The following is a 24,777-nucleotide window of genomic DNA, read 5'->3' as shown; positions in this document are numbered from 1 at the left end:
CACCCCCACCGATGCGATGATCGCCTGACGGACCTGCGGTGCGGCCCGCCACACAGCACCGCCCACCAGGGCCGAAAAGCTGGTCATCGTCGGTCTGTGTCGCTCTGGTGCGGGTTGCCCGGTGCACCTACCGTGGCGACCATGACAGAACCTCCTCGCCCTCCCGGGGCAGGGGACTCCGGCCCCCAGCCCGACCCGTCGGCGCCCTACGGCTCGCCGGCCGGTGAACCGCCCACCGCTCCACTGTCCGGCGCGCCGGGCGCGGGCGGCTATCCCCCGCCCGGTGACTATCCGCCCCCGGGTGGCTACCCGCCTCCGGGCGGCCAACCTCCGCCGGGCGGCTACCCGCCCCCCGGTGGTTACCCCCCGCCGGGCGGCACGCCGGGCTACGGCGGCGGCTACCCCGCCGGTGGCGGGTACGGCCCCGCCGCGTACGCCAACAACGACGACAAGACCTGGGCGCTGGTGTCGCACTTCGGTGGCGCCGTGGGCGTCATCGTCGGCGGTGGCCTGCTCGGCTGGGTCGCTCCGCTCATCGCGCTGATGAGCCGGGGCCAGCAGTCGCCGACGGTCCGCGCGCACGCCGTCGCGGCGCTGAACTTCCAGATCACCTGGGCCATCGCCGGCGTGCTCGCCTGGGTGATCACGATCATCACCTGCGGGATCCTGTTCTTCGTCCCGATGCTGGTCTGGCTGGTGCCGCTGATCTTCGGGATCATCGGCGGGGTCAAGGCGAACGACGGCGTGCTCTACCGCTACCCGATGAGCTACAGCTTCACCAAGTGACGCCGCCGGCCGGCCGAGGGGGCGGCCGGCCGGCCCCGGTCACGGCAGCAGGTCGCGTACCACCGCGTCGGCCAGCAGCCGGCCGCGCAGCGTCAGCACCACCAGCCCCCGCGCGTACGCCCCGGCGTCGAGCAGCCCGGCGTCCCGGGCCCGCTCGGCGCCCGCCCGGCCGGCGGCGTCCAGCACGTCCAGCGGCAGGCCGGAGGCGAGCCGCACCCGCAGCATCACGTCCTCCATGTGCTGCTCGTCAGCGGTGAGCCGTTCCCGGGCCAGCGCGGGCGAGACGCCCTCGGCCAGCCGCGCCGCGTACGCGCTCGGGTGCTTGACGTTCCACCAGCGCACGCCGCCGACGTGGCTGTGCGCTCCCGGGCCCAGGCCCCACCAGTCGGCGCCGGCCCAGTAGAGCAGGTTGTGCCGGCACCGGGCCGCCGCCGAGCGGGCCCAGTTCGACACCTCGTACCAGGAGAATCCGGCCTCGCCGAGCGCGGCCTCCGCGGCCAGGTAGCGGTCCGCCGCCACGTCGTCGGAGGGGTACGGCAGCTCGCCGCGGCGCATCCGCGCGGCCAGCCGGGTGCCGTCCTCCACGATCAGGGCGTACGCGCTGACGTGGTCCACGCCCGCGTCGACCACCTGGGCCAGCGAGGCGGCGAAGTCCTCGGCCGTCTCGCCCGGCGTGCCGTAGATCAGGTCCAGGTTCACGTGCTCGAACCCGGCGTCGCGCGCCTCCAGCGCGGCGGCGGTGGCCCGGCCCGCGCTGTGCCGCCGGTCGAGCACCGCGAGCACACCCGGCGCGGCGGACTGCATGCCCAGCGAGATCCGGGTGTACCCGGCGGCCCGCAGCGTCTTGAGCGACTCCGGGCTCACCGACTCGGGGTTGGCCTCGGTGGTCACCTCGGCGTCGGCGGCCAGCCCCCAGACGCGGTCGATGCCGTCGAGGATCCGGGCCAGGTCGTCGGCGGGCAGCAGGGTGGGCGTGCCGCCGCCGACGAAGACGGTGTCGACCCGGGGCGGCGGCGAGTCGCCCAGCACCCGGGCGGCCAGCTCCAGCTCGGCCAGCACGGAGTCGGCGTACGTCTCCCGGCTCGCCCCGCCGCCCAGCTCGGACGCCGTGTACGTGTTGAAGTCGCAGTAACCGCACCGGCTGGCGCAGAACGGCACGTGGACGTACACGCCGAAGCCGCGCGCGCCGACGGCGCGAGTGGCGGTGGCGGGCAGCGATCCGTCGCGCGGGACGGGTTCGCCTTCTGGAAGGACGCCGGGCATGGCCACTAGTGTGCCCGGCATGACCTCTCCGGACGCTCTCGTGCGAGTCGCCACGGCCCGTGGGGTGACCACCCTCACCCTGCACAGCCCGCACAATCGCAACGCGCTCTCCACGCCCCTGATGACCGAGCTGCTGGCCGGGCTGGCCGGCGCGGTCGCCGACGACGCGGTACGCGCGATCGTGCTCGACCACACCGGCCCGGTCTTCTGCTCCGGCGCCGACCTGAAGGAGACAGCCGCCGCGTACGCCAGCGGGACGGTGCCCGCCGGGATGCTCGGCGACGTGCTCGTCGCGGTGCGGGAGTGCCCGAAGCCGGTGGTGGCGAAGGTGGCCGGGCCGGCCCGGGCCGGCGGGCTGGGCCTGATCGCCGCCGCCGACCTGGCGGTCTGCGCGCAGGAGGCGACGTTCGCGTTCACCGAGGTGCGGATCGGGGTGATCCCGGCGGTGATCTCGGCGACCGTGCTGCCCCGGCTGGGTCAGCGGGCCGCCGCCGAGCTGTACCTGACCGGCGACACGTTCGACGGCCGCCGGGCCGCCGAGATCGGCCTGGTCACCGCCGCGGTGCCGGCCGACGAGCTGGACGCCGCCGTCGAGCGCTACTGCGCCTCGCTGGTCAAGGGTGCCCCCGGCGCGCTGGCCGGGGCGAAGGAGCTGCTGCGCCGGCCCGCCGGGCCGGACCTGCGGGCCGACATCGCCGAGTTGGCCGCGCTGTCGACCGGGTACTTCCTCTCCGACGAGGGGCGCGAGGGCGTGATGGCGTTCCGGGAGAAGCGTCCCGCCGCCTGGGTACCCGCCGAAGACTGAGGTTGGCGGCGGGCCCCGCGTGAGCCACCTGCGGCCGACGTGGGGCCCGCCGGTCGGCCGAGAGCCGCCGTGGCGGGTGGGACGTACGCTTGTCGGACTGTCGGGACAGGGGGTGCGGGTGCGGACGCGAGCGGCGATCGTGGCATCTGGGGTGGCGGTGTGCGTGCTGGCACTGCTCGCGGTCTACGTCGTCACCAAGCAGTTCGGCGAGCACCTGCGGCTGCCACTGGCCAGCCGGACCTGCACCGTGAAGGCGGACGGCGAGGTGGTGCTCGGCGCCGACCAGATGGCGAACGCGGCCACCATCGCGGCCATCGGGATGCAGCGCCGGATGCCCGAGCGGGCGGTGGTGGTGGCGCTGGCGACCGCGCACCAGGAGTCGCACCTGCGCAACATCGCCCACGGCGACCGCGACTCGCTCGGCCTGTTCCAGCAGCGCCCGAGCCAGGGCTGGGGCACCCCGGAGGAGATCCAGGACCCGCGGTACGCGGCGAACAAGTTCTACGCCGCGCTGAAGAAGGTCAAGGGCTGGGAGCGGATGCGGATCACCGACGCCGCCCAGCGGGTGCAGCGGTCGGCGTTCCCCGAGGCGTACCAGAAGTGGGCGGACGAGTCGGAGGTCCTCACCCGCGCGTTGCTCGGCCACGCGACCGGCGCGGTGGCCTGCACCGTCGGCTCGCCGCCGACGATGCGCGGCCCGGCCGCCGCCAGCGCCGTGCTGGAGAGCCTGTCGCTGGACTGGGGGCTGCCCCGGCTGGCCACGGCGACCGACCTGACCGCGCTCACCGTGCCGGCCGGCGACGACCGCAACGGCTGGCGGTACGCGCACTGGCTCGTCTCGCACGCCGACGACCACGGCGTGAAGAAGGTCCGCTTCGGCAACCTGGAGTGGACCGCCGAGCAGGGCTCCTGGGCCCGGGTGAAGGGCGATCCGACCACCGAGGTGCGCGCCGAGGTGTTCGCCGCGGCCTGACCGGCGCCGCCGGGTCAGCCCTTGACCGCTCCCGCCACCAGGCCGGAGACCATCCGGCGCTGCACCAGCAGGAAGAAGACGATCACCGGCAGGGTGAACAGCGTGGACGCGGCCATGACCGAGCCCCAGGCGGTGTCGTCCCGGCCGAAGAAGAACGTCATCGCGACCGGCAGCGTGTACTTCTGCTGGTCGTTGATGAACGTCAGCGCGAAGATCAGCTCGTTCCACGCGGTGATGAACGAGAAGATGCTGGTGGCGACCAGGCCGGGAGCGACGAGCGGAAACAGCACCTTGCGGAACGTCTGGGCCCGGCTGGCGCCGTCGATGGCGGCGGCCTCCTCCAGTTCCTTGGGCACCGCGGCGACGAAGCCGCGCAGCATCCAGACCGCGAACGGCAGCGAGAAACCGAGGTACGTGAGGATCAGGCTGGGCAGCGTGTTGTAGAGGCCGAGCCGCTGGATCATCAGGAACAGCGGGATGACCAGCGCCTCCAGCGGGATCATCTGCACCACCAGCAGCATGATCAGGAACGTGGTGCGCAGCTTGAACCGGAACCGGGCCACGGCGGTCGCGGCGAGCAGCGCGACCAGCCCGCTCAGCAGCACCGTCGCCAGCGCGACGAGCGCGCTGTTGAGGAAGAAGTCGGCGAACGTGACGCCCGGGATCAGGTTGCCGGTGAGGATCTCCCGGTAGTGCTCCAGCGTCGGCTCCGCCGGCACCGGCCGGGGGGTGGACGAGAAGATCTCCCGGTTGGGCTTCAGCGAGGTCGCCACCATCCAGTAGACCGGGAACGCGGCGAAGAGCGCGACCAGCAGGCCCGCGCCGTTGAGGGCGATCTTCTTCATCATTCGTCCTCCTGCCGCAGCACCATGCGGACGTACAGGGCGGTCACCACGAGCAGGATCACGGTGAGGATGACGGCGATGGCGGAGCCGAGGCCGTACTTGGGCGGCGGCGAGAACGCCTCCGCGTACGAGTAGATCGACAGCATGAACGTGGACCGGTCCTGGGTGCCGCCGGCCAGCACGAACTGCTGGGTGAAGACCTTGAAGTCCCAGATCGTGGAGAGCACCACGAGGATGCCGAAGACCGGCCGCAGCACGGGGAACGTGACCGACCAGAACACCTTCCACGGCCCGGCGCCGTCGACGCGGGCCGCCTCCTGCAACTCCGTCGGCACGCTCTTGAGCCCGGCCAGGACGCTCACCGCGATGAACGGGAACGAGTGCCAGACCACCACGAGCGTCAGGATGGCGAAGAACAGCAGCGGGTCGTTGAACCAGCCGTACCCGGTCCAGTCGCTGCGCCCGAACAGCGCCGTGGACAGCCCGTCCGGGAGCTTGTTGAACAGCCAGGTGACCAGGCCGCTGGTGTCGTCGAAGATCCACTTCCAGACGATCGTGCCGGTCAGCGCCGGGGTGGCCCAGGCGAGCATCACGCAGCTCGCCACGAACGTGGCCATCTTCTTGCCCAGGCGGTTGAGCAGCAGCCCGACCAGCGTGCCGAGGATCATCGTGAGCGCCACGTTGGCGAGCGTGAACAGCACGGTGTTGCGCAGCACCTCACGGAAGAACGGGTCGCCGAGGATCTGCGCGTAGTTGGCCAGGCCGACCCACGGCCACTCGCGGTCGCCGCGTAGCTGCCGGACGCTGTCCAGCTTGTGGAAGGACATCCACACGACCTGGCCGAGCGGCCAGAGCAGCAACACGGCGATGATCGCCAGGCAGGGCAGCAGGAGCAGGTACGGAAGGTGGTCCACCCGGCGACGGCGCCGCCGCGCGGGGGTCTCCCGCGCGGCGGCCTCGCCGGTGGCCTCGGTCAGCGTGGTCACTTGGCGTTGAGGATGCTTTCCATCTCGGTGGCCGCGTCGGCGGTGGCCTTCTCGACCGTCTTCTGGCCCTTGATGACCGAGCTGTTCATCGCCTGGGTCACCGTCTTGGTGCGGCTGACCTCGACCCACTTCGGGGTGAGCGGGGTCAGCTTGGTGTTCTGGATGGCGGTGGCGAACGCGGCCATCACCTTGTCGTTCGCGTAGTCGCCGCTGCTCACCAGGTCCTGGTAGACCGGGAAGAAGCCGAGGCTGCTGGCGAACTCCTTGTCCTTCTGCTTGCTCAGCAGCACGGTCATGTAGTCCCAGGCCAGCGCCTGCCGCTCGCTGTCCTTCCAGATGGCGATGTCGGAGCCGCCGGCGAACGCCGGGGCGGGCTTGCCGTCCGGGCCGGGGATCGGGAACGTGCCCCACACCTTCTCGATGTCGGGGTTGTCCTTCTTCATCGCGCCGCCCTGCCAGCTACCGGCGAACGCCATGGCGGCCTTGCCGGTGGCGAACTGGGTACGGGCGTCGACCTCGTTCCACCCGGCCGCGGCCGGCGGGGCGACCTTGTGCACGGTCACCAGGTCGGTCCAGAACTTGACCGCCTTCTGCGCCTCGGGGGTGTTGTAGCCGGACTTCCAGCTGTCGCCCTCCTTGGTGGCGATCTCCCCGCCGGCACCCCAGAGGAAGGAGTAGAACGGCAGCTCGGAGTTGCCGGGCAGGGCGATGCCGTAGGTGCCCGGCTTCTTGGCCTGCACGGCCTTCGCGGCGGCGACCATCTCGTCCCAGGTCGTCGGCGGCTTCACGCCCGCCTCGGCGAACCAGTCGGTGCGGTAGTAGACGGCGCGCACGCCGGCGTACCACGGCACGCCGTACTGCTTGCCGTCGAGCTGGGCGTTCTTGACCAGGTCGGGCAGGATGTCCTTGCCCTCGGACCAGCCGTTGAACTTGTCCGAGACGTCGGCCAGGGCCTCCTGCGCGGCCCAGCCCTGGGTCTCGGTGTTGCCCAGCTCGGTGACGTCCGGGCCCTCGCCACCGGCGAGCGCGGCCTGGAACTTCTTCGGCGCCTCGAGCCAGGGGATGTACTGCACCACGACGTCGGTCTCGGGGTGCTTCTTCTTGAACTCCGCCTCGACGCTGTCGAGGAACTTGGTCTGGGCGTCGCCGCCCTCACCCATCATCCACACAGTGAGCTTGCTGTTGTCGGCGGCCTTGTCGTCGTCGCCGGAGCCACCGCACGCGGTCAGCACCAACGCGGCCGACGCCACGATGGCGGTGACCGGAGCCAGCCGCTTCCACCTGTTCACGCCATATCTCCCTCAGGGCCGTTTGGCACTAACCTTCTCCGCCGCACCTTAGTAGGAAAATTTCCTTTACAACAGGGGGTGTTCGTGACGGAGGGCACAGGCGACCGTATCGCAGCCGGAGGCCCGGCCGACATCGATGCCGTCCGGGCAGTTCAGGGCCCACGTACGCCGACGGGCGCCCGGCCGGTGAGGCCGGGCGCCCGTCGAGGCGCGTGGTGCGGGGTCAGTAGCGCGAGACGCCGCGGCGACGGCCGACACCGGCCACCAGGGCCACGCCGATCGCGGCGAACAGCACCTGCAGCATCAGCTCGCGCCAGTCGATGCCGGCGGTCTCGGCGAAGCCGGAGGCCCGGGCCACGATCGTGCCCAGAAGCGCGGCGCCGACGCCGATCAGCATGTGCAGCCACATCGGCATGTTCTGCCGGCCCGGCACGACCAGCCGGCCCAGCGCGCCGACGATCAGACCAACGACCAGCGCCGTGATGATGCCCCAAACGGTGAGCTCCATGGTCGCCCTCCTCCTTAAGATCGGGTCACACTTTTTCGTGTGGTTACTGTCGTGATCGCTAAGTTCCCGACCGCCCGGAAATCCAAACCGACTCCGATGACGAATTGTTCAGACGTACCCTGACCTGCTGCTTCTCGCCGAAACCCGGCGCGGCGGGCGGGCCCGGCGCACCGACGGGGTTCAATGCGCCGAATACGCCGACGGGCGCCCGGCCGGGTCGGCCGGGCGCCCGTCGAGGCGCGTGGTGCGTGAATCAGTAACGCGAGACGGCGCGGCGGCGGCCGACGCCGGCCACCAGGGCCACGGCGATGGCGGCGAGCACGACCTGCACGGCCAGCTCGGCCCAGTCGATGCCGGCGGTCTGCGTGGCGATGCCGAGCGCGCGGGCCAGGACGGTGCCCAGCAGCGCCGCGCCGACGCCGATCACCATGTGCAGCCACATCGGCATGTTCTGCCGGCCCGGCACGACCAGCCGGCCCAGCGCGCCGACGATCAGACCCACGACGAGCGCGGTGATGATGCCCCAGACGGTGAACTCCACGGTCGGTCCTCCTAAAAGCGATTTCGCACGTTCTGTGTGCGTTTGCTGTCGTGCCCGCTAAGTGCCCGACGCATCGAAAACCGAAACCGGCGGCATCGACCGCCGCTCCCCCGACCGGGACGAACCCGCAGGTGGGAGCGCTGCCAGAGGCTGAAAATTTCCTGGGTACGCGAACCGGCCGGCGCCCTGGGGACAGGACGCCGGCCGGTTAGTGGAGCCTGACCGTTACTTCTTGCCGGCGGGCTTGCCGTCGCCGGAGTCGGACGACAGCGCCGCGATGAACGCCTCCTGGGGGACCTCCACCCGGCCCACCATCTTCATCCGCTTCTTGCCCTCCTTCTGCTTCTCCAGCAGCTTGCGCTTCCGGCTGATGTCACCGCCGTAGCACTTGGCGAGCACGTCCTTGCGGATCGCGCGGATGGTCTCCCGGGCGATCACCCGGCTGCCGATGGCCGCCTGGATCGGCACCTCGAACTGCTGGCGCGGGATCAGCGAGCGCAGTTTCGCCGCGATCGTCGTGCCGTACGTGTACGCCTTGTCCTTGTGCACGATCGCGCTGAACGCGTCGACCGGCTCGCCGTGCAGCAGGATGTCGACCTTGACCAGGTCGGACGCCTGCTCGCCGGAGGGCTCGTAGTCCAGCGAGGCGTAACCCTTGGTGCGGCTCTTGAGCTGGTCGAAGAAGTCGAAGATGATCTCGGCCAGCGGCAGCGTGTAGCGCAGCTCCACCCGGTCGGCGGAGAGGTAGTCCATGCCGAGCAGGCTGCCCCGGCGGCCCTGGCACAGCTCCATCACCGCGCCGACGTAGTCGTTCGGGGTCAGCACCGTCGCCCGCACGGTCGGCTCGTACACCTCGGCGATCTTGCCGGTCGGGTACTCGCTCGGGTTGGTGACCACGATCTCCTCGCCGTCCTCCTGGATGGCCCGGTAGACCACGTTCGGAGCGGTGGAGATCAGGTCGAGGTTGAACTCCCGCTCCAGCCGCTCCCGGATGATCTCCAAATGCAGCAGGCCGAGGAAGCCGCAGCGGAAGCCGAAGCCCAGCGCGCCGGAGGTCTCCGGCTCGTACGTGAGCGCCGCGTCGTTGAGCTTGAGCTTGTCCAGCGCCTCGCGCAGGTTCGGGTAGTCCGAGCCGTCGATCGGATAGAGACCCGAGTAGACCATCGGCTTCGGGTCCTTGTAGCCGCCGAGCGCCTCCTTGGCCGGGTTGTTGTTGATGGTGACGGTGTCACCCACCCGGGACTGGCGCACGTCCTTCACACCGGTGATCAGGTAACCCACCTCGCCGACGCCGAGCGCGTCGGCCTTCACCATCTCCGGCGAGATGACGCCGATCTCCAGCAGCTCGTGGACCGCGCCGGTGGACATCATCTTGATCCGGTCCCGGGCCGAGATCCGGCCGTCGATCACCCGGACGTACGTGACCACGCCCCGGTAGACGTCGTACACCGAGTCGAAGATCATCGCGCGGGCCGGAGCCTCGGCGTCGCCCACCGGCGGCACGAACTGGCGGACGATCTCGTCCAGCAGGTAGGGCACGCCCTCGCCGGTCTTGCCGGAGACCTTGATGCAGTCCGCCGGGTCGCCGCCGATCAGGTGGGCCAGCTCCTCGGCGTACTTCTCCGGCTGGGCCGCCGGCAGATCGATCTTGTTGAGCACCGGGATGATGTGCAGGTCGTTCTCGAGCGCCAGGTAGAGGTTGGCCAGCGTCTGCGCCTCGATGCCCTGCGCGGCGTCGACGAGCAGGATCGCGCCCTCGCAGGCGGCCAGCGAACGGGACACCTCGTAGGTGAAGTCCACGTGGCCCGGGGTGTCGATCATGTTGAGCACAGCGGTCTCGCCGGCCCGGTCGCCCTCGCGGATCGTCCACGGCATCCGCACGGCCTGGCTCTTGATGGTGATGCCGCGCTCGCGCTCGATGTCCATCCGGTCCAGGTACTGCGCGCGCATCTGCCGCGGGTCGACCACACCGGTGAGCTGCAACATCCGGTCGGCCAGGGTCGACTTCCCGTGGTCGATGTGGGCGATGATGCAGAAGTTCCGGATGCGCGCCGGGTCGGTGGCACCAGGAGCGTTCGCGCCGGGATCGAGCGTCGGTGGCACAGCGGTCCGTTCTGGTCGGCTGACGTGAGCGGCCGGCGCGCCGCCGGCCCCCTCCATGGTCCCACGTCGCCCGGGGCGCGCCCGGACTCCCCCTTCACTCCACCGCTATTCCACGGGTGGCTCCGCTATTCCACGGGTGGCTCGACGAACAGGGCGGCCAGCCTCGGCAGGCGGCGGCGGGCCTCCTCCTCGTCGTCGAAGTCCCAGAAGTCGTTCAGGTCGGGCACCGGAACCGGGTCACGCTCGGCCGGCAGGTCGGACGCGGTGGCCTTCCGGTACGCGTCCCACGGCACCGCCAGCATCTCCTCGCACTCGAACTCCTCGCCGCTGAGCGCCGCGGCACGCACCTGCGGCAGCTCGGCCAGCGCGTCGGGGTCGCCGACCGCCCGCGCGAACACCGCCCGCCCCTGGGTCATCAGCCAGCCCCGGAAGTATTCGAAGCCGTCGTCCGAGGCGCCCCCGTTGATCAGGTAGGCCGCGCCCCAGAGGTCGACCTTGTAGGAGGCGGCGAGCACCCGCCGCTGGTGGTGGGCGTACCCGACGATCTCCTCCGGGTCGCGCTCGGCCAGCAGCGCGACCGCCCGGGCGGCCACCGCGTCGGGCTCTCCCCCGGCACCCGCGCGGGCGTCGTCGATCAACTGCCAGAACTCCTCGGTCCTCATGACGGGCAGTCTGGCAGAGCCCACCGACGCGCCGGTTCGCCGCGCGCCGCCGGTGCGGCAGCATGGAGCGGTGCGCTCGATCTCCCTACCGCCGGTTCCGTACGGGTCGACAGCCGTCCGGCCCGGCTGGGCCGACCTGCCGGCCGGGCTGCGGGACGCGCTGGCCGCCCGGATCGGCGGCGAACCGGCGGCGGTCCGGGTGACGGCCGGCGGGTTCACCAGCGGCTTCGCCGCCGTGCTGACCGGCCTTACCGGCGAGCGCGTGTTCGTCAAGGCGGCGGCACTGCACGGGCAACGGCACCTGGTCGACTGGTACGCCCACGAGGCGGCGATCCTTTCCCGGCTCCCGGCGGGCCTGCCGGTGCCCCGGCCGCGCTGGGCGCTCACCGAGTCCGGCTGGTACGCGCTCGCGCTCGACGCGATCGACGGGCACACCCCCCGGCTGCCCTGGGAGCCGGCCGAGCTGCACGCCGCCCTCGCCACGTACGCCGATGTCGCCGCCGCGCTCGCCGAACCGCCCGCGGAGCTGGCCGCGCTCCGGCTTCCCCGCCTCGCGGACCTGGCCCGCGACGACATCCTCTGGTGGGGCGAGGTTGCCGCCGGACGCGAGCCGCTGCCCGAGCCGGCGGCCGGTGCGCCGCTGGCCGAGCTGGTCGCGCTGGAGTCGCGCCTGCCCACGTACGCCGACGCCGCACCCGGGCTGGCCCACGGCGACCTGCGGATGGACAACCTCCTGATCGACTCCGGCGGACGGGCCTGGCTGTGCGACTGGCCCTGGCTCTGCCACGGGCCGGCTTGGTTCGACCTGGCCGGGCTGCTGCTCACCGCGTACGCCGGCGGCCTGGACGCGGACGCCGCGTTCGCCGCCCACCCGGCGGCGGCCGGGGCGCCCGCCGACGCGCTGGACGTGACGCTCGCCGCGCTGGCCGGGTACTTCCTGACCGGCGCCGAGGCCGGGCCGTCCAACGCCTCCCCGCACCTGCGCGCCCACCAGCGCTGGAGCGGGGAGCAGGCACTCGGCTGGCTGGCCGAGCGCCAGGGCTGGTCCTGGGCACGCCCCACCCCTTCCTCTTGTTCCCCTTGATCCACACCAGTTCGGCGAGATGGCGGCATCCCACGGGCCCTGACCCCGCCACCTCCCCGAAGTGGCGCGCCGCTCGGGGAGGTGGTGGGGTCAGACGGGCCGGGCGGAGGCGTTTTGGCTCGTACGGGGCCGACCTGGTAGCCTGGCTTTTCGCGCGGCGATGACGCATGCTCGTCGTGCGCGAAAGCAGACCAACCCGAGCTATCAAGACGAGGCTGTCGCGTGGCGAACATCAAGTCCCAGATCAAGCGCAACCGGCAGAACGAGAAGCGCCGGCTGCGTAACAAGTCGGTCAAGTCGTCGCTGAAGACCGCCATCCGGAAGTTCCACGAGGCTGCCGAGGCGGGCGACACCGAGAAGGCCACCGTGCTCATGCGTGAGGCCACCCGCAAGCTGGACAAGGCTGCCAGCAAGGGTGTCATCCACTCGAACCAGGCGGCCAACCGGAAGTCGGCGATCGCCAAGCGCGTCGCCTCGTTCTCTGCCTGACCAGCGCTACAGATCCCACCGGAAGCCCCGGGGCCATTGTGCCCGCGGGGCTTCCGCCTGTCCGCACTCCCCCGCAGCGCGGCGCGCTGAGGGACGCTTGAAGATCCCGGAGGGTTCTGGCCCGATGGGGCCATACCCGACCCACGGCGCCGCGCAGGCGCGGGATGCCGCGCGGCCTCGGAGGCAGCGCGCGGAGATCTTGGAGGATTTCGGCCCCTATAAGGGCCCTTTCGTACCAAGATCTGCGGCGTGATCGGTGCCGCCGATGACCGCTGCAGCCCGGACTCGGTGCAGGTGCGGTCGACGGGCCGGTGATCACGTCGGCGGGAGGATGCGGACCTCGGGAGGCGCTGCGAGCGGCTCCGGTGTGCGGCTGCCCGCCGCGGCCGAGGTGAGCCGGGGGGCGGCGCACACCGGGGACGCCGTGGTCACCGCTCGCCGGGGCGGTCGAACGTCGAGCGTCGCGGATGGTGGTAGCGGATGCCCCGGGGGTCGGCGACCGCCGTCGGACCGTCCGGAAACGACCGCCCGCTCGCCGGCGTCGCGCCGCCTGACAACGCGCGGGCGCTCGCCGATGTCGGTGCGCCCGGCAGTGCGCGGGCGCCGGTGGGCACCCGGGCCCGCCCGATCACCGGCTCCATCTGCCGACGGAAGCGGTCCCGCTCCTGCTCGGGCACCTGCGCGGCGGTGCGGACGACCATCTCGGCCACCACGTCGTTGAGCTTGACCATCGCGGCCACCGCGACCGGCAGCACGAGCACCGCCCACCAGCTCACCAGTTCGGCGAGCGCGAGCAGCACGGCCAGCGCCACCGCGCCCTCGAAGAAGAGGAAGCAGAGCACCCCACCCGGGTTGACGAAGCGCAGTCCCAGCACCCGGGCGTAGAGCGGGCGGTACCGCTCCTCGTCCGTGGCCACCGTCGACCACGCTCGGGTCACCGGGCGCCGCCCTGCCGGGCCGCTGCCACCGAGAACACGGCCCGCTCCAGCGCGTACGCCCGGTCGTCGGCGCCGCCCTTGACGGCCGCGTTGCACTCGGCGGCCACCCGCATCGCCTCGACCAGGCCCTCGGGCGTCCAGCCCCGGGCACGCACCTGGGCCTTCTCGATCTTCCAGGCCGGCATGCCGAGCGTCTTGGCCAGCTGGAACGCGCTGCCCCGGCCGGCGGCGGCGACCCGGGCCACGGTCCGTACGCCGTCGGCCAGCGCGTCGGCGATCGGCACCGGGTCGACGCCGACGTGCAGCGCCCACCGCAGCGCCTCCAGCGCGCCGGGCACGTCACCGACCATCGTCGCGTCGGCGACGGTGAAGCCGGTCACCTCGGCCCGTCCCCGGTAGTACCGGGCGACCGTGTCCGCGCCGATCCGCCCGTCCGTGTCGGCGACCAGCTGCGAGCAGGCGGCGGCCAGCTCACGCATGTCGTTGCCGACGGCCGCGACCAGGGCGTCGGCCGCGTCGGGCGTGCACTTGCCGCCGATGCGGCGGATCTCGTCCCGCACGAACGCGGCCCGCTCCCGGTCGCCCTTGAGCTTCACCGCCGGCACCACAGTGGCGCCGGCCGCCCGCAGGCCGTCGGCGAACGCCTTGCCCTTGGCCCCGCCCAGGTGCAGCACGACGAGCTGCACGTCCGGGTCGGGATTCTTCGCGTACGCGAGCAGCGCGGTCGACAGGTCCTTACGGGCGTCCTGACCGGAGCGGAGCACGAGCACCCGGCGACCGCCGAACAGCGACGGGCTCAGCATCTCGGCGATCTCGCCGACGGTGAGCGTGCCGGCCTGGTATTCCCGCACGTCCACGTCGGGGTCGACCTCGCGGGCCCGGGCGACGGCTTCGGTGACCGCTCGCGTGGCGAGCAGCTCCTCGTCGCCGAGGACGAGCACAATAGGAGGCAGGTCGGCGGGGGTCACGTCGCCCATACTCGCACGCCCTCCGACCCGGCCGGGCCTGCTCATCGGGGACTGTGACGGCGCAGCCCGCACACAGCGCAAATCCAGACATTTGCCTTGATCCCCCATCTACTGCGACGAGATCCCCCAGTTATCGAGCCGGCCCCGACTCGGCCCCACGTCTCACCACCGCGAGACCGGCGCCCGCCCGGACCGCCGCCACGTCCCCGTCGGTGTCGGTACGCAGCACCCGCGCACCGCCCCGGGTCAGCCGGTCCAGCAGCCCGGCGTTGGGATGCCCGTAGTCGTTGTCGACCCCCACGCACACCAGCGCCACCGCCGGGCGCACCGCGGCCAGGAACTCCGGCGCCTGATACGCCGACCCGTGGTGGGCCACCTTCAGCACGTCGGCCCGGATCTGGGCGGCCGGCGTCGTCTCCAGCATCGTCCGCTGCTCCTCCGTCTCGGCGTCCCCGGTGAGCAGGATCCGTACCCCGCCCACAGTGGCGGCCAGCACCAGCGAGTTGTTGTTCGGATCGGACCGGCTGCCCCGCAGCGGGTACGGCGGCCCGACGGCGACCAGGTCCACCGCGCCCGCCCGCCACCGCCACCCCGCCTGCACCGGAGCGACCGGCGCACCGGCCCGGCGGGCCGCATCGCGTACCTGGGCTGCGCCGTAGGGCGGCTCGGACCAGGACGGACCCACCACCGCACCCACCCGACGGCCGCGGAACACCCCGGCCACGCCGCCGACGTGGTCGACGTGAAAGTGGCTGACCACCAGCAACGGCACCTCGCGTACGCGAAGACGGCGCAGGCAGGCGTCCACGCCGGACGGCTCCGGGCCGGCGTCGACCACCACGGCCCGGCCGGCGGCGACCGGCAGCACCACCGCGTCCCCCTGCCCCACCGCGCACGCCACCACCACCCAGCCGCGCGGCGGCCAGCCGGAGGCGAGCAGCCGGACCGGCACCGCGCCCAGCACCACCGCCACCGCGACGACAGCGATCAGCCGGCGCGCCCGGCGTCGGCGGAACGCGAGCAGCAGCGCCACGCTCACCGCCGCCAGCAGGAGGGCGCCGGCCACCCCGCCCGCCCAGGGCAGGTTCCCGGCAGGCAGGTCCGCCCCGTACGCGGCCACCGCCACCAGCCAGCGCGCCGGCCAACTCGCCAGCCAGGCCAGGAACTCCGCGCCGCCCGGCCACACCGGCGACAGCACCGCCGCCAGCACTCCGAGCACAGTGGCGGGCGCGACGGCCGGCACCGCCAGCAGGTTCGCCGGCACGGCCACCAGGCTGACCGTGGCGGACAGTCCGGCGATCACCGGGCCGCAGGCCAGCTGCGCGGCGGCCGGCACCGCCAGCGCCTCGGCCAGCCCGCTTGGTACGCCCCGCCGCCGCAGCGCGTCCCGCCAGCCCGGCGCGAGCAGCAGCAGTCCCCCGGTGGCACACACCGACAACGCGAAACCCGGGTCGCCCGCGAGGTCCGGGTCGTACAGGACCAGTCCGGTGACCGCCGCGGCGAGCGCGGGCAGCGCCGATCGGGACCGCCCGGCGGCGAGCGCGGCGAGCCCGATCGCGCCCATCGCCGCGGCGCGCACCACGCTCGGCGAAGGCCGGACCAGGATGACGAACCCGACGAGCGCGAGTACGCAGAGCGTGGCGGCGGTACGCGGACCGGCGCGCGCCCAGCGGGCCAGCAGCAGCACCGCCCCGACGACGATCGCCACGTTGGAGCCGGACACCGCGTTGAGGTGCGTCATCCCGGTGGCCCGGAAGTCCTCCTCCACCTCCGGAAGCAGCCGGCTGGTGTCACCCACCACGAGCCCCGGCAGCAGCCCGCCCGGCGCGTCGGGCAGCGGCTCGCAGGCCCGTTGCAGCCCGGCGCGCAGCACGCCTGCCGCCCGTTGCGGCCACGACGCGTCGCCGCGCAGCGTGGGCGGGTCGGCGGTGGAGAGCACGGCGGCGGTGAGGTCGCCGCCACGCGGGGCGGACAGCCGTCCCCGGCTGGTGACCCGCTGCCCGGGCAGCAGTGGACGCCAGGCCGGATCGGTGGCGAGCACAAGCGCGCGGACGGGACCGGTGACGCGAGCGCCGTCGGGTCCGGTGAGCCGGATCAGATCCACGCGGACCAGCAGCATCGGTGGACGGCCGGGCGCACCGCGTACCGGACGGGGGTCGTCGCGGAGCACCAGCTCGGCGGTGACCGGGACACGATCGGTGACGAGCGCGCGGACCGGGGCGGCGTCGCGGACCGCGACCCGGGCGCCGGTGGCGGCCGCGCCGCAGAGCACGCCGAGCAGTACGGCGACCGCGATCCAGCCGTAGCGGCGGACCGTTGCACCCGGCCGGCCCAGCACGCCGCACAGGTACAGGCCCGTGACCAGGGCGAGAGCGGCGGCGACGGCGGCCATCCACACCGTCACCCGGACCGTGAGGTGCAGCCCGGCCAGCGCGGCGAGCCAGGCCGCAACCGCCAACCCGGCCAGCCGCAGATCGGGCACGTCGCGGTCGGCCGCGTCACCATCGAGGGGGCGTCGGCCATTCACACCGTCACCAGTTCCTTGAGCTGCTCGTACCGGGCGTCGCCGATGCCGTCGACCTGGCGCAGATCGGACACGGACCGGAACCCGCCGTTGCGGTCCCGGTGGTCGAGGATCCGCTGGGCGAGGACCGGCCCGACGCCCGGCAGCGCGTCGAGCTGGGCCAGCGTCGCGGTGTTGAGGTTGACCGGGCCGGCGGGCGCCGCCGAGCCGCCCGGCGCACCGCCGCCCGCTGCGGCGGGTCCGGCCTGCCCCGGCGGGGCGGTGACGCCGATCAGGATCAGCTCCCCGTCGGTGACCTTGCGAGCCGGGTTGAGCAGCGCCACGTCGACGCCGGGCAGCGCGCCGCCCGCCGCCTCGATCGCGTCGGCCACCCGCGCGCCGGCCGGGAGGCGGACGAGGCCGGGACGCCGGACCTTGCCGGCCAGCGCGACGACCACCTGACCGGGTGAGCCGGCCGGCGCGGGCACCCCGGGAACGGCTTCGGTCGCCGCGCTCACCGGCGCCTCGGCGGACGCCGCTGCCGGCTGGACGGGCTCGGCGCTGGGACGTGAGCGCCACGCCCAGACGGCGGCCACCACGACCACCACTGCCGCCACCGCCGCGAGCGCCCGCACACCCCGCCGGCCGGGGTCGAACGCCCCGGGACCGGGCAGCCGGGACACCAGACCGCGCACAGACGCCGACGGACGGTCCATCTCGGCGTCCGTCGCAACGGACGGCGGATCCCCGAATGGCTGCTCCCACACGCCGTCACGCTCCGGGAGAGCTGGTCGCGGCCCGTAGCCCGGCTCGCCCGCACCTGTCACACGCCCGGAACCCGAACCGGGCCGATCCTCCGAGCCCAGCCCACCGCCGGATCCCGAACCAGGCCGAGCCCTGGATTCCGGCCCGGCCCCAACAGGCCCGCGCGCAGAGCCGGACCGCTCCTCGGAGTCCGGCCCGAACGCACCAGGGCCCCGCCCAGAGGCCGGATCCAGCCCGGTCCCACCTGACCCAGGTTCGAGACCCGGCTCGAAGGACCGCCAGGGCTCGGGCGGAGACAGCGCCTGCGGCATCATCGCGCCGATGGGCCGGCGCGGACGACCGACAAGAGCCGGCGGGGCGGCACCTGCCGCATCAGCGCCCCCGAACAGCCGGGCGAGCCGCCGCCGTACCGTCGTCTCGTCGTCGTCTGGCACGGCTCGGGACGCTACGGCGACGGCTCGTCAACCGTCGGCCGGGGAGCTCTCACCTGTGGACGACGGGAGCACTGTGGACAGTAACCCGATCAAACCCTGACTGTGCTAGCGCGGCCGGGAGGCGAAGCTCAGCGCGACTCCGGGTCCAGGCCCAGCGCGGCCCGTCCCCCGTCGACCGGCACCGTCGCGCCGTTGACGAACGAGGCGCGTTCGGAGAGCAGGAACGCGACCACCTCGGCCACCTCGTCGGTACGCCCGATCCGGCCGAGCGGGTGCAGCCGGGCCATCTCCGCGTCGACGTGCGCCACCCCGGCCGGGTCGAGTCCGGCCAGGTAGGCGGCGTGCCGTTCGGTGTGGATCGAGCCGAGCGCGACGGCGTTGGCGCGGATGCCGCGCGGACCGTAGTCGACGGCGAGCGCCCGGGTCAGCCCCTCCAACGCGGCCTTCGCGGTGGCGTACGGCAGCGCACCGGGCACCGCCCGGCGGGCCTGGTGGGAGGAGACGTTGACGATCGCGCCGCCGGTGCGCGCGGCCAGGAACCGGCGTACGGCGGTGCCGGCTCCCGCGACGGCGGGGCGCAGGTTGAGCGCGATCAGGTCGACGACCTCGCTCGCGGGCGCGCGGTGCAGGTCGGCGTCGCGGAAGACGGCGGCGTTGTTGACCCAGCCGGCCAGCGGCGCGTACGCCTCGGCGCGGTCGGCGGCCCGGCCGGTGACCGCCTCGTCACCGGCGTCGCCGGTCACAGCGTGCAGCCGGCCGGCGAGTGGATGCCGGGCCAGCCAGTCCAGCGCACCGGTGTCCCGCTCGACCACGACCACGGTGCCACCATCGGCGGCCAGCCGTTCGACGATGGCCCGTCCGACGCCGCGCCCGCCGCCGGTGACGACGTACGACAGTGGGCTCATCCGGCCACCCTAGGGTGTGCGGCGGTGCACCACCACGCATGCCAGCCCGGGTCCGGCGTGCGCGGCGACCACCGCTCCGGCCTCGGTGACGTACGTGTCGTGCAGGCGGTCGCCCAGCCGCTCGGTCAGCGCCGCCAGCAGTTGCTCGGCCCGTTGCGGCGCGGCGAGGTGGTGCACGGCCAGGTCCACCTCGGCGTCGTCCGCTGCCTCGACTGCCAGGTCGATCAGGCGTGCCACGCCCCGGCTGGCGGTACGGACCTTGTCCTTGACCACGATCGCGCCGTCCGGCATGTGCATGATCGGCTTGACCGAGAGGGCGGTGCCGAGCAGCGCCTCGGCCGCGTTGATCCGGCCGCCCCGGCGCAGGAACTCCAGCGTGTCGACGTAGAAGTAGATGGTGGTACGGGCGACCGCGTCCAGCGCCGCGTCGCGTACCCCGGTCAGGTCTGCTCCCTGCGCGGCGGCCGCGGCGGCGGCGAGCGCCGGGAAGCCGAGGCCCATGCCGGTGGATCGGCTGTCGACCACCGTGACCCGGTCGTCGCCGACCTCGGCGGCGGCCAGCCGGGCGGCCTCGACGGTGCCGGACAGTTCGGCGGACAGGTGCACCGACACGACCCCGTCGGCGCCCTCGGCGAGCAGCGCGCGGTAGACCTGCGCGAACTGTTCCGGCGCGGGCCGGGACGTGCTCACCGATACCCGCCGGCCGCTCAGCGCGCGGGTGGCGTCGGCCGGGGAGGTCTCGACGCCCTCCAGCCCTTCCGCGCCGTTGAGGACGACTGTGAGCGGGACGACTGTGAGTCCGCGTGCGCGGACCAGGTCGGGCGGCAGGTAGGCGGTGGAGTCGGTGACGACCGCGACGGGCATGACCGGCACGCTAGCCGATGGCGCTGTGACGTGCCGGGGCCGGAGGTGTCAGACCGCGTCGGTGAGCGCCGGCTGGGTGATCAGGCCGACGTTGTGCGCGCGCAGGTGCCAGCCCCGGACGTCGTCGTGGCGCAGTTCGGTCCAGTGGCAGTTGGCCAGCGAGCCGAGGCTGCGCAGCACCGTGTGGTCCCAGCCGAGCAGGTGGCCGACGCCCTGCCGGGCGCCACCGCCGTGGGTGGTCACCACGACGGTGCCACCGACGGCCAGGTCGGCCGCGTCCTGGAACCCGGCGCCGAGCCGGGCGCCCAGGTCGCCCAGGGGCTCGATGCCGGCGCCGGGGTCGGGGTCACCGGCTCGCCAGCGGGCGTACTCGTCGGGGTAGCGCTCGGCCACCTCGGTGAGGGTGAGGCCCTGCCAGGTGCCGAAGTGCCGTTCGCGCAGCCGGGCGTCGGAGCGTACCGGCAGCCCGGTCAGCGCCGCGAGCGCGGCAGCGGTGTCGGCGGCCCGGCGCAGGTCACTGGCGACGATCGCGTCCGGGCGCAGCGCGGCCAGCACCGGCGCGGCGGCGCGGGCCTGCTCCCGGCCGAGGTCGTTGAGCGGCACGTCGGTCTGGCCCTGGACCCGGCTCGCGGCGTTCCAGTCGGTGTTGCCGTGCCGCCAGACGATCAGGCGGGTCATTCGGCGGTGGCGGTGCCGGCGGCCGAGTCGGCCAGGTCGCGATCGGTGAACGGGATCTGCGGGCAGTCCTTCCAGAGCCGGTCGAGCGCGTAGAACTCGCGCTCCTCGGTGTGCTGGACGTGGACCACGATGTCGACGTAGTCGAGCAGCACCCAGCGGCCGCCCCGCTCGCCCTCGCGGCGCACCGGCTTGGCCTTCTCCGGCAGTTCCAGCAGGCGCTCCTCGATGGCGTCGACGATGGCGAGCACCTGACGCTCGTTCGGAGCGGCGGCCAGCAGGAACGCGTCGGTGATCGCGAGCTGGTCGCCCACGTCGATGATGACGATGTCCTGTGCCTTCTTGTCGGCCGCGGCCTGGGCGGCGGCCATCGCCAGCTCGTGCGCGCGTTCGGAAACTGTCACCGTTCTCCTTCGATCAACCGTGCGACCCTCCAAGCCTCTCACACCCGGCGGTGTGCCGACTTGTCAGTTCTGGTCGATTTCAGGCATGAACCGGGACGTACGGGGGCGAATCACCGCTGGTAGAGGCGCCGTTTCGCGATGTACTGCACCACACCGTCGGGCACCAGGTACCACACCGGCTCCCCGCGGGCGACGCGCGCGCGGCAGTCCGTCGAGGAGATGGCCATCGCGGGCACCTGCACCAGGCTCACCGAGTCGGCCGGGAGGTGCTTGTCGGTGAGTTCGAAACCGGGCCGGGTCACGCCGATGAAGTGGGCCAGTTCGAGCGCCTCGTCCAGGTCCTTCCAGGAGAGGATGCGCTCCAGGGCGTCCGCGCCGGTGATGAAGAACAGCTGCGCCTTCGGGCCGTACTCGGCGTGCAGGTCGCGCAGCGTGTCGACGGTGTAGGTGGGACCGCCCCGGTCGATGTCGACCCGGCTCACCTGGAAACGCGGGTTGGAGGCGGTGGCGATCACCGTCATGAGGTAGCGGTCCTCGGCCGGGGTGACCGCTTCCTCCGCCTTCTGCCACGGTTGCCCGGTCGGCACGAACACGACCTCGTCCAGACCGAACCGGTCGGCCACCTCGCTCGCCGCCACCAGGTGCCCGTGGTGGATCGGGTCGAACGTGCCGCCCATGATGCCGACCCGCCGGATGTCTTCCTCCACCCAGCGATCGTAGGCCGCGCCCCGCACGGGCCCGGGCGGGGTCGGCCACGCCGGGCGGATGAGCCCGCCCGGCGTGGCTCCGGTCAGGCCGACGCGGCGGCCACCGCCGTCCGGGCCACGAGCGCCCGGCGCATGTCGTCGTCCAGGTCGGTCACCCACCGCCGCAGGCCGGGCGTCAGGTCGTCGCGGGCCAGCAGCGCCGCGGCCGTCTCCCGGGTGGTCTGCGCCACGGCGTAGCGGGGGTACGCGGCGACGGTGACCGCGTCGGCCACCCACGCGGTACGCAGACGCGCCGCCGCCGGCATGTCCGCGAAGTAGCGCTCCACGTAGCCGGCGGTCAGCTCGGCCTGCTCGGGCTGCCAGAAGCCCTCTGCGGTCGCCTCGACCAGGCGGTTGGACAGCTCGGTGCTGCGGGTGACGATCTCCCAGGCGGCGCGCTTCGCGTCGGCGTCGGGCAGCGCGGCCCGGCACGCGGCGGCCTGCTCGGCGCCGGTGGCGCTGCGGTCGGCGTCGGCCTCGGCGTCGATCTCCGGCGTCCCGGCCGCGCCGAGCACCACGAGCCGGCGCAGCACCGCCCAGCGCAGGTCGGCGTCGATCGCCAGCCCCGGTGGAACGCCCTCCCCGGCCAGCCAGCCGGTCAGCATTGCGGTGTCGGTGGTGGCGCCGATCAGACCGCGCGCGGCGGCGAGCTGCAACGAGCCGCCCCCGGGTGCCGAGTCGAGCAGCGCCGCGCAGGCGTTCGCCACCCGCAGCAGCGCCGCGTCACGGGCGAGCGGATCGAGGTAGCGGTCGATCAGCCGGCGGCTGAGCAGCAGCACGTCCTCGACGATCGTCACCTCGGTCTCGGCCGGAAGCGCCGCCCCGATCAGCTCGGCGAGCGCGCCGGCCGGCCGTTCCCCGTCGGTGACCGCGTCCAGCGTCTCGGCCCAGAGCAGCGCCCGGGCCAGCGAATCGTCGATCGCGGGAAGCAGCAGCGGCACCGCGTCCGCCGAGGCCGGATCGAGCCGGATCTTCGCGAACGTCAGGTCACCGGCGTTCGGCAGCACGAGCCCGGTGGCGGGCCGCCCGACCAGCTCGGGCAGGGGCGTACGGCCGCCGTCGGCGTCCGGGTCGAGGTCGACCTCGAACCGGTACGCCGGGCCGTCGGCGGTGTGGTGGGCCACGCCGATGCGGTGCGGCCGCAGCACCGGGTGGCTCGCCGGGGCGGTCTGCACGATCGCCAAGTCGGTCCACCGGCCGTCGGCGTCCACAGCGGTGTCGACCCGCAGCGTGTTCACCTGGGCACGACGCAGCCAGCGTTCCGCCCAGCCGTCCAGGTCGCGACCGCTCGCCGCGCCCAGAGCGGCCAGCAGGTCGGCGAGCGTCGCGTTGCCGAACCGGTGCGCGGCGAAGTGCGCGTTCAGCCCGGCCAGGAACGCCTCGTCGCCGAGCCAGGCGACGAGCTGGCGCAGCACGCTGGCGCCCTTGGCGTACGAGATGCCGTCGAAGTTCAGCAGCGCCTGCGCGGCGTCGGCGACCTCCTCCGGTGCCACCGGATGGGTGGACGGGCGCTGGTCGGCGGTGTAGCCCCACGCCTTGCGACGGCTCGCGAACGTGGTCCACGCCCGGTCGAACCGGGTCGCCTCGGCGGTGACCCGGGTGCCGAGGTATTCGGCGAAGGACTCGTTGAGCCAGAGGTCGTCCCACCAGCTCATGGTGACCAGGTCACCGAACCACATGTGCGCCATCTCGTGGGCGATGGTGGTGGCGCGCAGCTCCCGCTGGGTGTCGGTGACGGCGGAGCGGAAGACGTAGTCGTCGCGGATCGTGACCAGGCCCGGGTTCTCCATCGCGCCGGCGTTGAACTCGGGCACGAACGCCTGGTCGTACTTGCCGAACGGGTAGCGCTCGGCGAAGAGCTGGTGGAAGCGGTCGAGGCACTGCCGGGTGACGGTGAAGATCTCTTCGGCGTCGGCGTCCAGGTGGGCGGCGAGCGAACGCCGGCAGTAGAGGCCGAGCGGGATGCCGTCGTGCTCGGCGCGCAGCACGTGCCAGGGGCCGGCGATCAGCGAGACGAAGTACGTGGCCAGCGGCTCGGTGGGGGCGAACTCCCAGCGCCCGGGTGCGGGCCGGTCGGCGAGTGGCCCGTTGGCGGCGACAGTCCACTCCGGCGGCGCGGTGACGGTCAGCGTCACCGGTGCCTTCAGGTCGGGCTGGTCGAACGCGGCGAAGATGCGCGGCCCGTCGTCCAGGAAGGACATCGCGTAGAGGTACGTCTCGCCGTCGGCCGGGTCGACGAAGCGGTGCAGGCCTTCGCCGGTGTTGGAGTAGGCCATCTCGGCCTCGACGGTGAGCGTGTTGGTCGCGGCCAGGCCGGTCAGCGGGAGCCGGTCGCCGGCCAGCAGGGCCGGGTCGAGGTCGCGGTCGTTGAGGCGGGCGGCGAGGAGTCGGCGCGGCTTGACGTCGACGAAGGTCTCGGCGCCTGGGGTGGCCCGGAACCGGATGGTGACGGCGGAGCGGAACCGCTCGGCGTCGCCGGTCAGGTCGAGGTCCACATCGTAGGACTCGACAGCGATCGACGCGCGGCGCGCGGTCGCCTCTGCACGGGTGAGGCTCGGCATCCGCTTATCCTGCCCGATGAGGTCCGCTCGGGCCTTCTCGTTACGCATGGCGATGGAGGAGCAGCGATGGGTCAGCACCCCAAGGGCGATTTCGACCTCTCCCGGGCGGTTTGGCAGCGGGCAGAGGGCGACACCTCCGAGGGAGCGGTCGAAGTGGCATTCGTCGACGACCTGATCGGCATGCGCAACTCCGCCGAGCCGGACGGGCCGGTGCTGGTCTTCACGCAGGCCGAGTGGGACGCGTTCGTCGCGGGCGCCCAGGACGGCGAGTTCGACCTGGACTGAGCGCGCCTCAGTCACCGTCGCCCCAGCCGAGGCCGCCCGGACCGGGCGCGTGGTGGAAGCCGGGGTGACCGGCCACGTCGGCGCAGCGCTCGCCGTCGGGCCCGACGGCGTCGCAGAACAGCCGCTCGGCGCGGTGCCAGGCGTCCGCCGGGGACAGCGCCGCCGCCCCTAGCGCCAGCTCCGGGCGGAGCAGGCCGAGCGCTTCGGCGTACGCCACGGCGTGCTCCCGCGCGACGGCGGGATCGGCGGCGGCGAAGCCCAGGTGCACGGTGAAGTGGCGCGGCGGGCGGGGTGCGGAGCGCCGGAGCGCCCCGATCAGCGGCCCGTCGCGGCCGTCGCCGCGCAGCCGGGCCGACGCCTCGAAGTGCCGTCGTGCCGCCCTGTCGTCACGCATC

25 protein-coding genes are annotated in these 24,777 nt (G+C 73.2%); 6 read left to right on the top strand and 19 right to left on the bottom strand.

The window, feature by feature from the left end; all coding sequences use genetic code 11:
• Nucleotides 1-141: 141 nt before the first annotated feature.
• Nucleotides 142-786, top strand: a complete 645-nt coding sequence (locus ACN27C_RS15680) for a DUF4870 domain-containing protein (RefSeq protein ID WP_422751475.1) — start codon at nt 142-144, stop codon at nt 784-786.
• 39 nt (nt 787-825) lie between these two features.
• On the opposite strand, the gene hemW is transcribed toward ACN27C_RS15680, so the two are convergent.
• Nucleotides 826-2,049, bottom strand: coding sequence for a radical SAM family heme chaperone HemW (hemW, locus tag ACN27C_RS15675; protein WP_205775989.1), 1,224 nt, complete (start codon nt 2,047-2,049; stop codon nt 826-828).
• A 19-nt stretch (nt 2,050-2,068) separates the two neighbouring features.
• Between hemW and ACN27C_RS15670 the strand changes: the two genes are divergently transcribed.
• Together ACN27C_RS15670 and ACN27C_RS15665 are read left to right on the top strand one after the other, a co-directional pair.
• Nucleotides 2,069-2,854 carry an enoyl-CoA hydratase-related protein gene (locus ACN27C_RS15670; protein ID WP_422751474.1) on the top strand — a complete coding sequence of 262 codons (786 nt, stop codon included), beginning with the start codon at nt 2,069-2,071 and terminating at the stop codon, nt 2,852-2,854.
• Between the two features lie 112 nt (nt 2,855-2,966).
• A complete protein-coding gene (locus ACN27C_RS15665; RefSeq protein ID WP_422751473.1) occupies nt 2,967-3,827 on the top strand; it encodes a hypothetical protein in 861 nt (286 codons plus the stop codon).
• A 14-nt stretch (nt 3,828-3,841) separates the two neighbouring features.
• Here ACN27C_RS15665 and ACN27C_RS15660 read toward each other — a convergent pair whose 3' ends face one another.
• From ACN27C_RS15660 to ACN27C_RS15630, 7 genes are all read right to left on the bottom strand, one after another.
• A complete protein-coding gene (locus ACN27C_RS15660; RefSeq protein WP_013287980.1) occupies nt 3,842-4,675 on the bottom strand; it encodes a carbohydrate ABC transporter permease in 834 nt (277 codons plus the stop codon).
• Entirely contained in the window at nt 4,672-5,658 is a 987-nt protein-coding gene (locus ACN27C_RS15655; protein WP_422751472.1) for a carbohydrate ABC transporter permease, read from the bottom strand. Before ACN27C_RS15655 ends, ACN27C_RS15660 begins: the two co-directional genes overlap by 4 nt.
• On the bottom strand, nt 5,655-6,947 hold the full coding sequence (locus ACN27C_RS15650) for a sugar ABC transporter substrate-binding protein (RefSeq protein ID WP_357896967.1): 1,293 nt from the start codon (nt 6,945-6,947) through the stop codon (nt 5,655-5,657). Before ACN27C_RS15650 ends, ACN27C_RS15655 begins: the two co-directional genes overlap by 4 nt.
• A 223-nt stretch (nt 6,948-7,170) precedes the next feature.
• On the bottom strand, nt 7,171-7,455 hold the full coding sequence (locus ACN27C_RS15645) for a GlsB/YeaQ/YmgE family stress response membrane protein (RefSeq protein ID WP_030503112.1): 285 nt from the start codon (nt 7,453-7,455) through the stop codon (nt 7,171-7,173).
• 253 nt (nt 7,456-7,708) lie between these two features.
• Complete coding sequence (locus ACN27C_RS15640) at nt 7,709-7,996, bottom strand: GlsB/YeaQ/YmgE family stress response membrane protein (RefSeq protein WP_120568501.1); 288 nt, start codon at nt 7,994-7,996, stop codon at nt 7,709-7,711.
• A 225-nt stretch (nt 7,997-8,221) separates the two neighbouring features.
• Nucleotides 8,222-10,099 carry a translation elongation factor 4 gene (lepA, locus tag ACN27C_RS15635; protein ID WP_120568500.1) on the bottom strand — a complete coding sequence of 626 codons (1,878 nt, stop codon included), beginning with the start codon at nt 10,097-10,099 and terminating at the stop codon, nt 8,222-8,224.
• Between the two features lie 125 nt (nt 10,100-10,224).
• Nucleotides 10,225-10,761, bottom strand: a complete 537-nt coding sequence (locus ACN27C_RS15630) for a DUF4240 domain-containing protein (protein ID WP_120568499.1) — start codon at nt 10,759-10,761, stop codon at nt 10,225-10,227.
• On the opposite strand from ACN27C_RS15630, the gene ACN27C_RS15625 reads away from it, so the two are divergent.
• Both ACN27C_RS15625 and rpsT read left to right on the top strand, forming a co-directional pair.
• Nucleotides 10,760-11,845 carry a phosphotransferase family protein gene (locus tag ACN27C_RS15625; protein WP_422751471.1) on the top strand — a complete coding sequence of 362 codons (1,086 nt, stop codon included), beginning with the start codon at nt 10,760-10,762 and terminating at the stop codon, nt 11,843-11,845. The two genes, ACN27C_RS15630 and ACN27C_RS15625, sit on opposite strands and share 2 nt — an antisense overlap.
• Nucleotides 11,846-12,067: 222 nt before the next feature.
• Nucleotides 12,068-12,334: a 30S ribosomal protein S20 gene (gene rpsT, locus ACN27C_RS15620; RefSeq protein WP_013287988.1), complete on the top strand. Its 267-nt coding sequence runs from the start codon at nt 12,068-12,070 to the stop codon at nt 12,332-12,334.
• A gap of 428 nt (nt 12,335-12,762) precedes the next feature.
• On the opposite strand, the gene ACN27C_RS15615 is transcribed toward rpsT, so the two are convergent.
• The 10 genes from ACN27C_RS15615 to pepN all read right to left on the bottom strand — a co-directional run bounded on the left by ACN27C_RS15615 (nt 12,763) and on the right by pepN (nt 24,097).
• On the bottom strand, nt 12,763-13,272 hold the full coding sequence (locus tag ACN27C_RS15615; RefSeq protein ID WP_422751470.1) for a hypothetical protein: 510 nt from the start codon (nt 13,270-13,272) through the stop codon (nt 12,763-12,765).
• The gene (holA, locus tag ACN27C_RS15610; protein WP_013287990.1) at nt 13,269-14,249 is read right to left on the bottom strand and encodes a DNA polymerase III subunit delta; all 981 of its coding nucleotides are present in this window, start codon (nt 14,247-14,249) and stop codon (nt 13,269-13,271) included. The genes ACN27C_RS15615 and holA overlap by 4 nt, the downstream gene beginning before the upstream one ends.
• 121 nt (nt 14,250-14,370) lie before the next feature.
• Entirely contained in the window at nt 14,371-16,767 is a 2,397-nt protein-coding gene (locus ACN27C_RS15605) for a ComEC/Rec2 family competence protein (RefSeq protein WP_422751469.1), read from the bottom strand.
• Nucleotides 16,764-17,609 (bottom strand): helix-hairpin-helix domain-containing protein, encoded by an 846-nt coding sequence (locus ACN27C_RS15600; protein WP_422751630.1) that lies wholly within the window; start codon nt 17,607-17,609, stop codon nt 16,764-16,766. Before ACN27C_RS15600 ends, ACN27C_RS15605 begins: the two co-directional genes overlap by 4 nt.
• 461 nt (nt 17,610-18,070) lie before the next feature.
• The gene (locus ACN27C_RS15595) at nt 18,071-18,847 is read right to left on the bottom strand and encodes an SDR family NAD(P)-dependent oxidoreductase (protein ID WP_422751468.1); all 777 of its coding nucleotides are present in this window, start codon (nt 18,845-18,847) and stop codon (nt 18,071-18,073) included.
• A 9-nt stretch (nt 18,848-18,856) separates the two neighbouring features.
• A complete protein-coding gene (locus ACN27C_RS15590; protein ID WP_357900418.1) occupies nt 18,857-19,711 on the bottom strand; it encodes a DegV family protein in 855 nt (284 codons plus the stop codon).
• Nucleotides 19,712-19,759: 48 nt separating this feature from the next.
• Nucleotides 19,760-20,389, bottom strand: a complete 630-nt coding sequence (locus ACN27C_RS15585) for a histidine phosphatase family protein (RefSeq protein WP_121683461.1) — start codon at nt 20,387-20,389, stop codon at nt 19,760-19,762.
• Complete coding sequence (gene rsfS, locus ACN27C_RS15580) at nt 20,386-20,790, bottom strand: ribosome silencing factor (RefSeq protein WP_013287996.1); 405 nt, start codon at nt 20,788-20,790, stop codon at nt 20,386-20,388. The genes ACN27C_RS15585 and rsfS overlap by 4 nt, the downstream gene beginning before the upstream one ends.
• Nucleotides 20,791-20,900: 110 nt before the next feature.
• Nucleotides 20,901-21,497, bottom strand: coding sequence for a nicotinate-nucleotide adenylyltransferase (gene nadD, locus ACN27C_RS15575; protein WP_013475510.1), 597 nt, complete (start codon nt 21,495-21,497; stop codon nt 20,901-20,903).
• Between the two features lie 83 nt (nt 21,498-21,580).
• Nucleotides 21,581-24,097: an aminopeptidase N gene (gene pepN / locus ACN27C_RS15570; protein WP_422751467.1), complete on the bottom strand. Its 2,517-nt coding sequence runs from the start codon at nt 24,095-24,097 to the stop codon at nt 21,581-21,583.
• Between the two features lie 66 nt (nt 24,098-24,163).
• Here pepN and ACN27C_RS15565 point away from each other — a divergent pair, with 66 nt between their 5' ends.
• On the top strand, nt 24,164-24,382 hold the full coding sequence (locus tag ACN27C_RS15565) for a DUF397 domain-containing protein (protein WP_013287999.1): 219 nt from the start codon (nt 24,164-24,166) through the stop codon (nt 24,380-24,382).
• Between the two features lie 7 nt (nt 24,383-24,389).
• Here ACN27C_RS15565 and ACN27C_RS15560 read toward each other — a convergent pair whose 3' ends face one another.
• On the bottom strand, nt 24,390-24,776 hold the full coding sequence (locus ACN27C_RS15560) for a hypothetical protein (RefSeq protein WP_121683459.1): 387 nt from the start codon (nt 24,774-24,776) through the stop codon (nt 24,390-24,392).
• Nucleotide 24,777 lies beyond the last annotated feature (1 nt).

It is taken from the genome of Micromonospora sp. WMMD1219 (genome assembly GCF_049315215.1).
GTDB lineage: Bacteria > Actinomycetota > Actinomycetes > Mycobacteriales > Micromonosporaceae > Micromonospora > Micromonospora tulbaghiae.
Note: the sequence above shows the minus strand (reverse complement) of the source record. Positions and strands in the feature narration are given on the sequence as shown.

What these genes read in the sequence shown, in the direction of transcription:
- ACN27C_RS15590 (WP_357900418.1), bottom strand. Translation starts at nt 19,711, where the DNA reads ATGCCCGTCGCGGTCGTCACCGACTCCACCGCCTACCTGCCGCCCGAC.
- ACN27C_RS15585 (WP_121683461.1), bottom strand. Translation starts at nt 20,389, where the DNA reads ATGACCCGCCTGATCGTCTGGCGGCACGGCAACACCGACTGGAACGCC.
- hemW (WP_205775989.1), bottom strand. Translation starts at nt 2,049, where the DNA reads ATGCCCGGCGTCCTTCCAGAAGGCGAACCCGTCCCGCGCGACGGATCG.
- ACN27C_RS15660 (WP_013287980.1), bottom strand. Translation starts at nt 4,675, where the DNA reads ATGATGAAGAAGATCGCCCTCAACGGCGCGGGCCTGCTGGTCGCGCTC.
- ACN27C_RS15625 (WP_422751471.1), top strand. Translation starts at nt 10,760, where the DNA reads ATGACGGGCAGTCTGGCAGAGCCCACCGACGCGCCGGTTCGCCGCGCG.
- ACN27C_RS15565 (WP_013287999.1), top strand. Translation starts at nt 24,164, where the DNA reads ATGGGTCAGCACCCCAAGGGCGATTTCGACCTCTCCCGGGCGGTTTGG.
- ACN27C_RS15645 (WP_030503112.1), bottom strand. Translation starts at nt 7,455, where the DNA reads ATGGAGCTCACCGTTTGGGGCATCATCACGGCGCTGGTCGTTGGTCTG.
- ACN27C_RS15560 (WP_121683459.1), bottom strand. Translation starts at nt 24,776, where the DNA reads ATGCGTGACGACAGGGCGGCACGACGGCACTTCGAGGCGTCGGCCCGG.
- pepN (WP_422751467.1), bottom strand. Translation starts at nt 24,097, where the DNA reads ATGCCGAGCCTCACCCGTGCAGAGGCGACCGCGCGCCGCGCGTCGATC.
- ACN27C_RS15630 (WP_120568499.1), bottom strand. Translation starts at nt 10,761, where the DNA reads ATGAGGACCGAGGAGTTCTGGCAGTTGATCGACGACGCCCGCGCGGGT.
- holA (WP_013287990.1), bottom strand. Translation starts at nt 14,249, where the DNA reads ATGGGCGACGTGACCCCCGCCGACCTGCCTCCTATTGTGCTCGTCCTC.
- ACN27C_RS15595 (WP_422751468.1), bottom strand. Translation starts at nt 18,847, where the DNA reads ATGAGCCCACTGTCGTACGTCGTCACCGGCGGCGGGCGCGGCGTCGGA.
- ACN27C_RS15670 (WP_422751474.1), top strand. Translation starts at nt 2,069, where the DNA reads ATGACCTCTCCGGACGCTCTCGTGCGAGTCGCCACGGCCCGTGGGGTG.
- ACN27C_RS15680 (WP_422751475.1), top strand. Translation starts at nt 142, where the DNA reads ATGACAGAACCTCCTCGCCCTCCCGGGGCAGGGGACTCCGGCCCCCAG.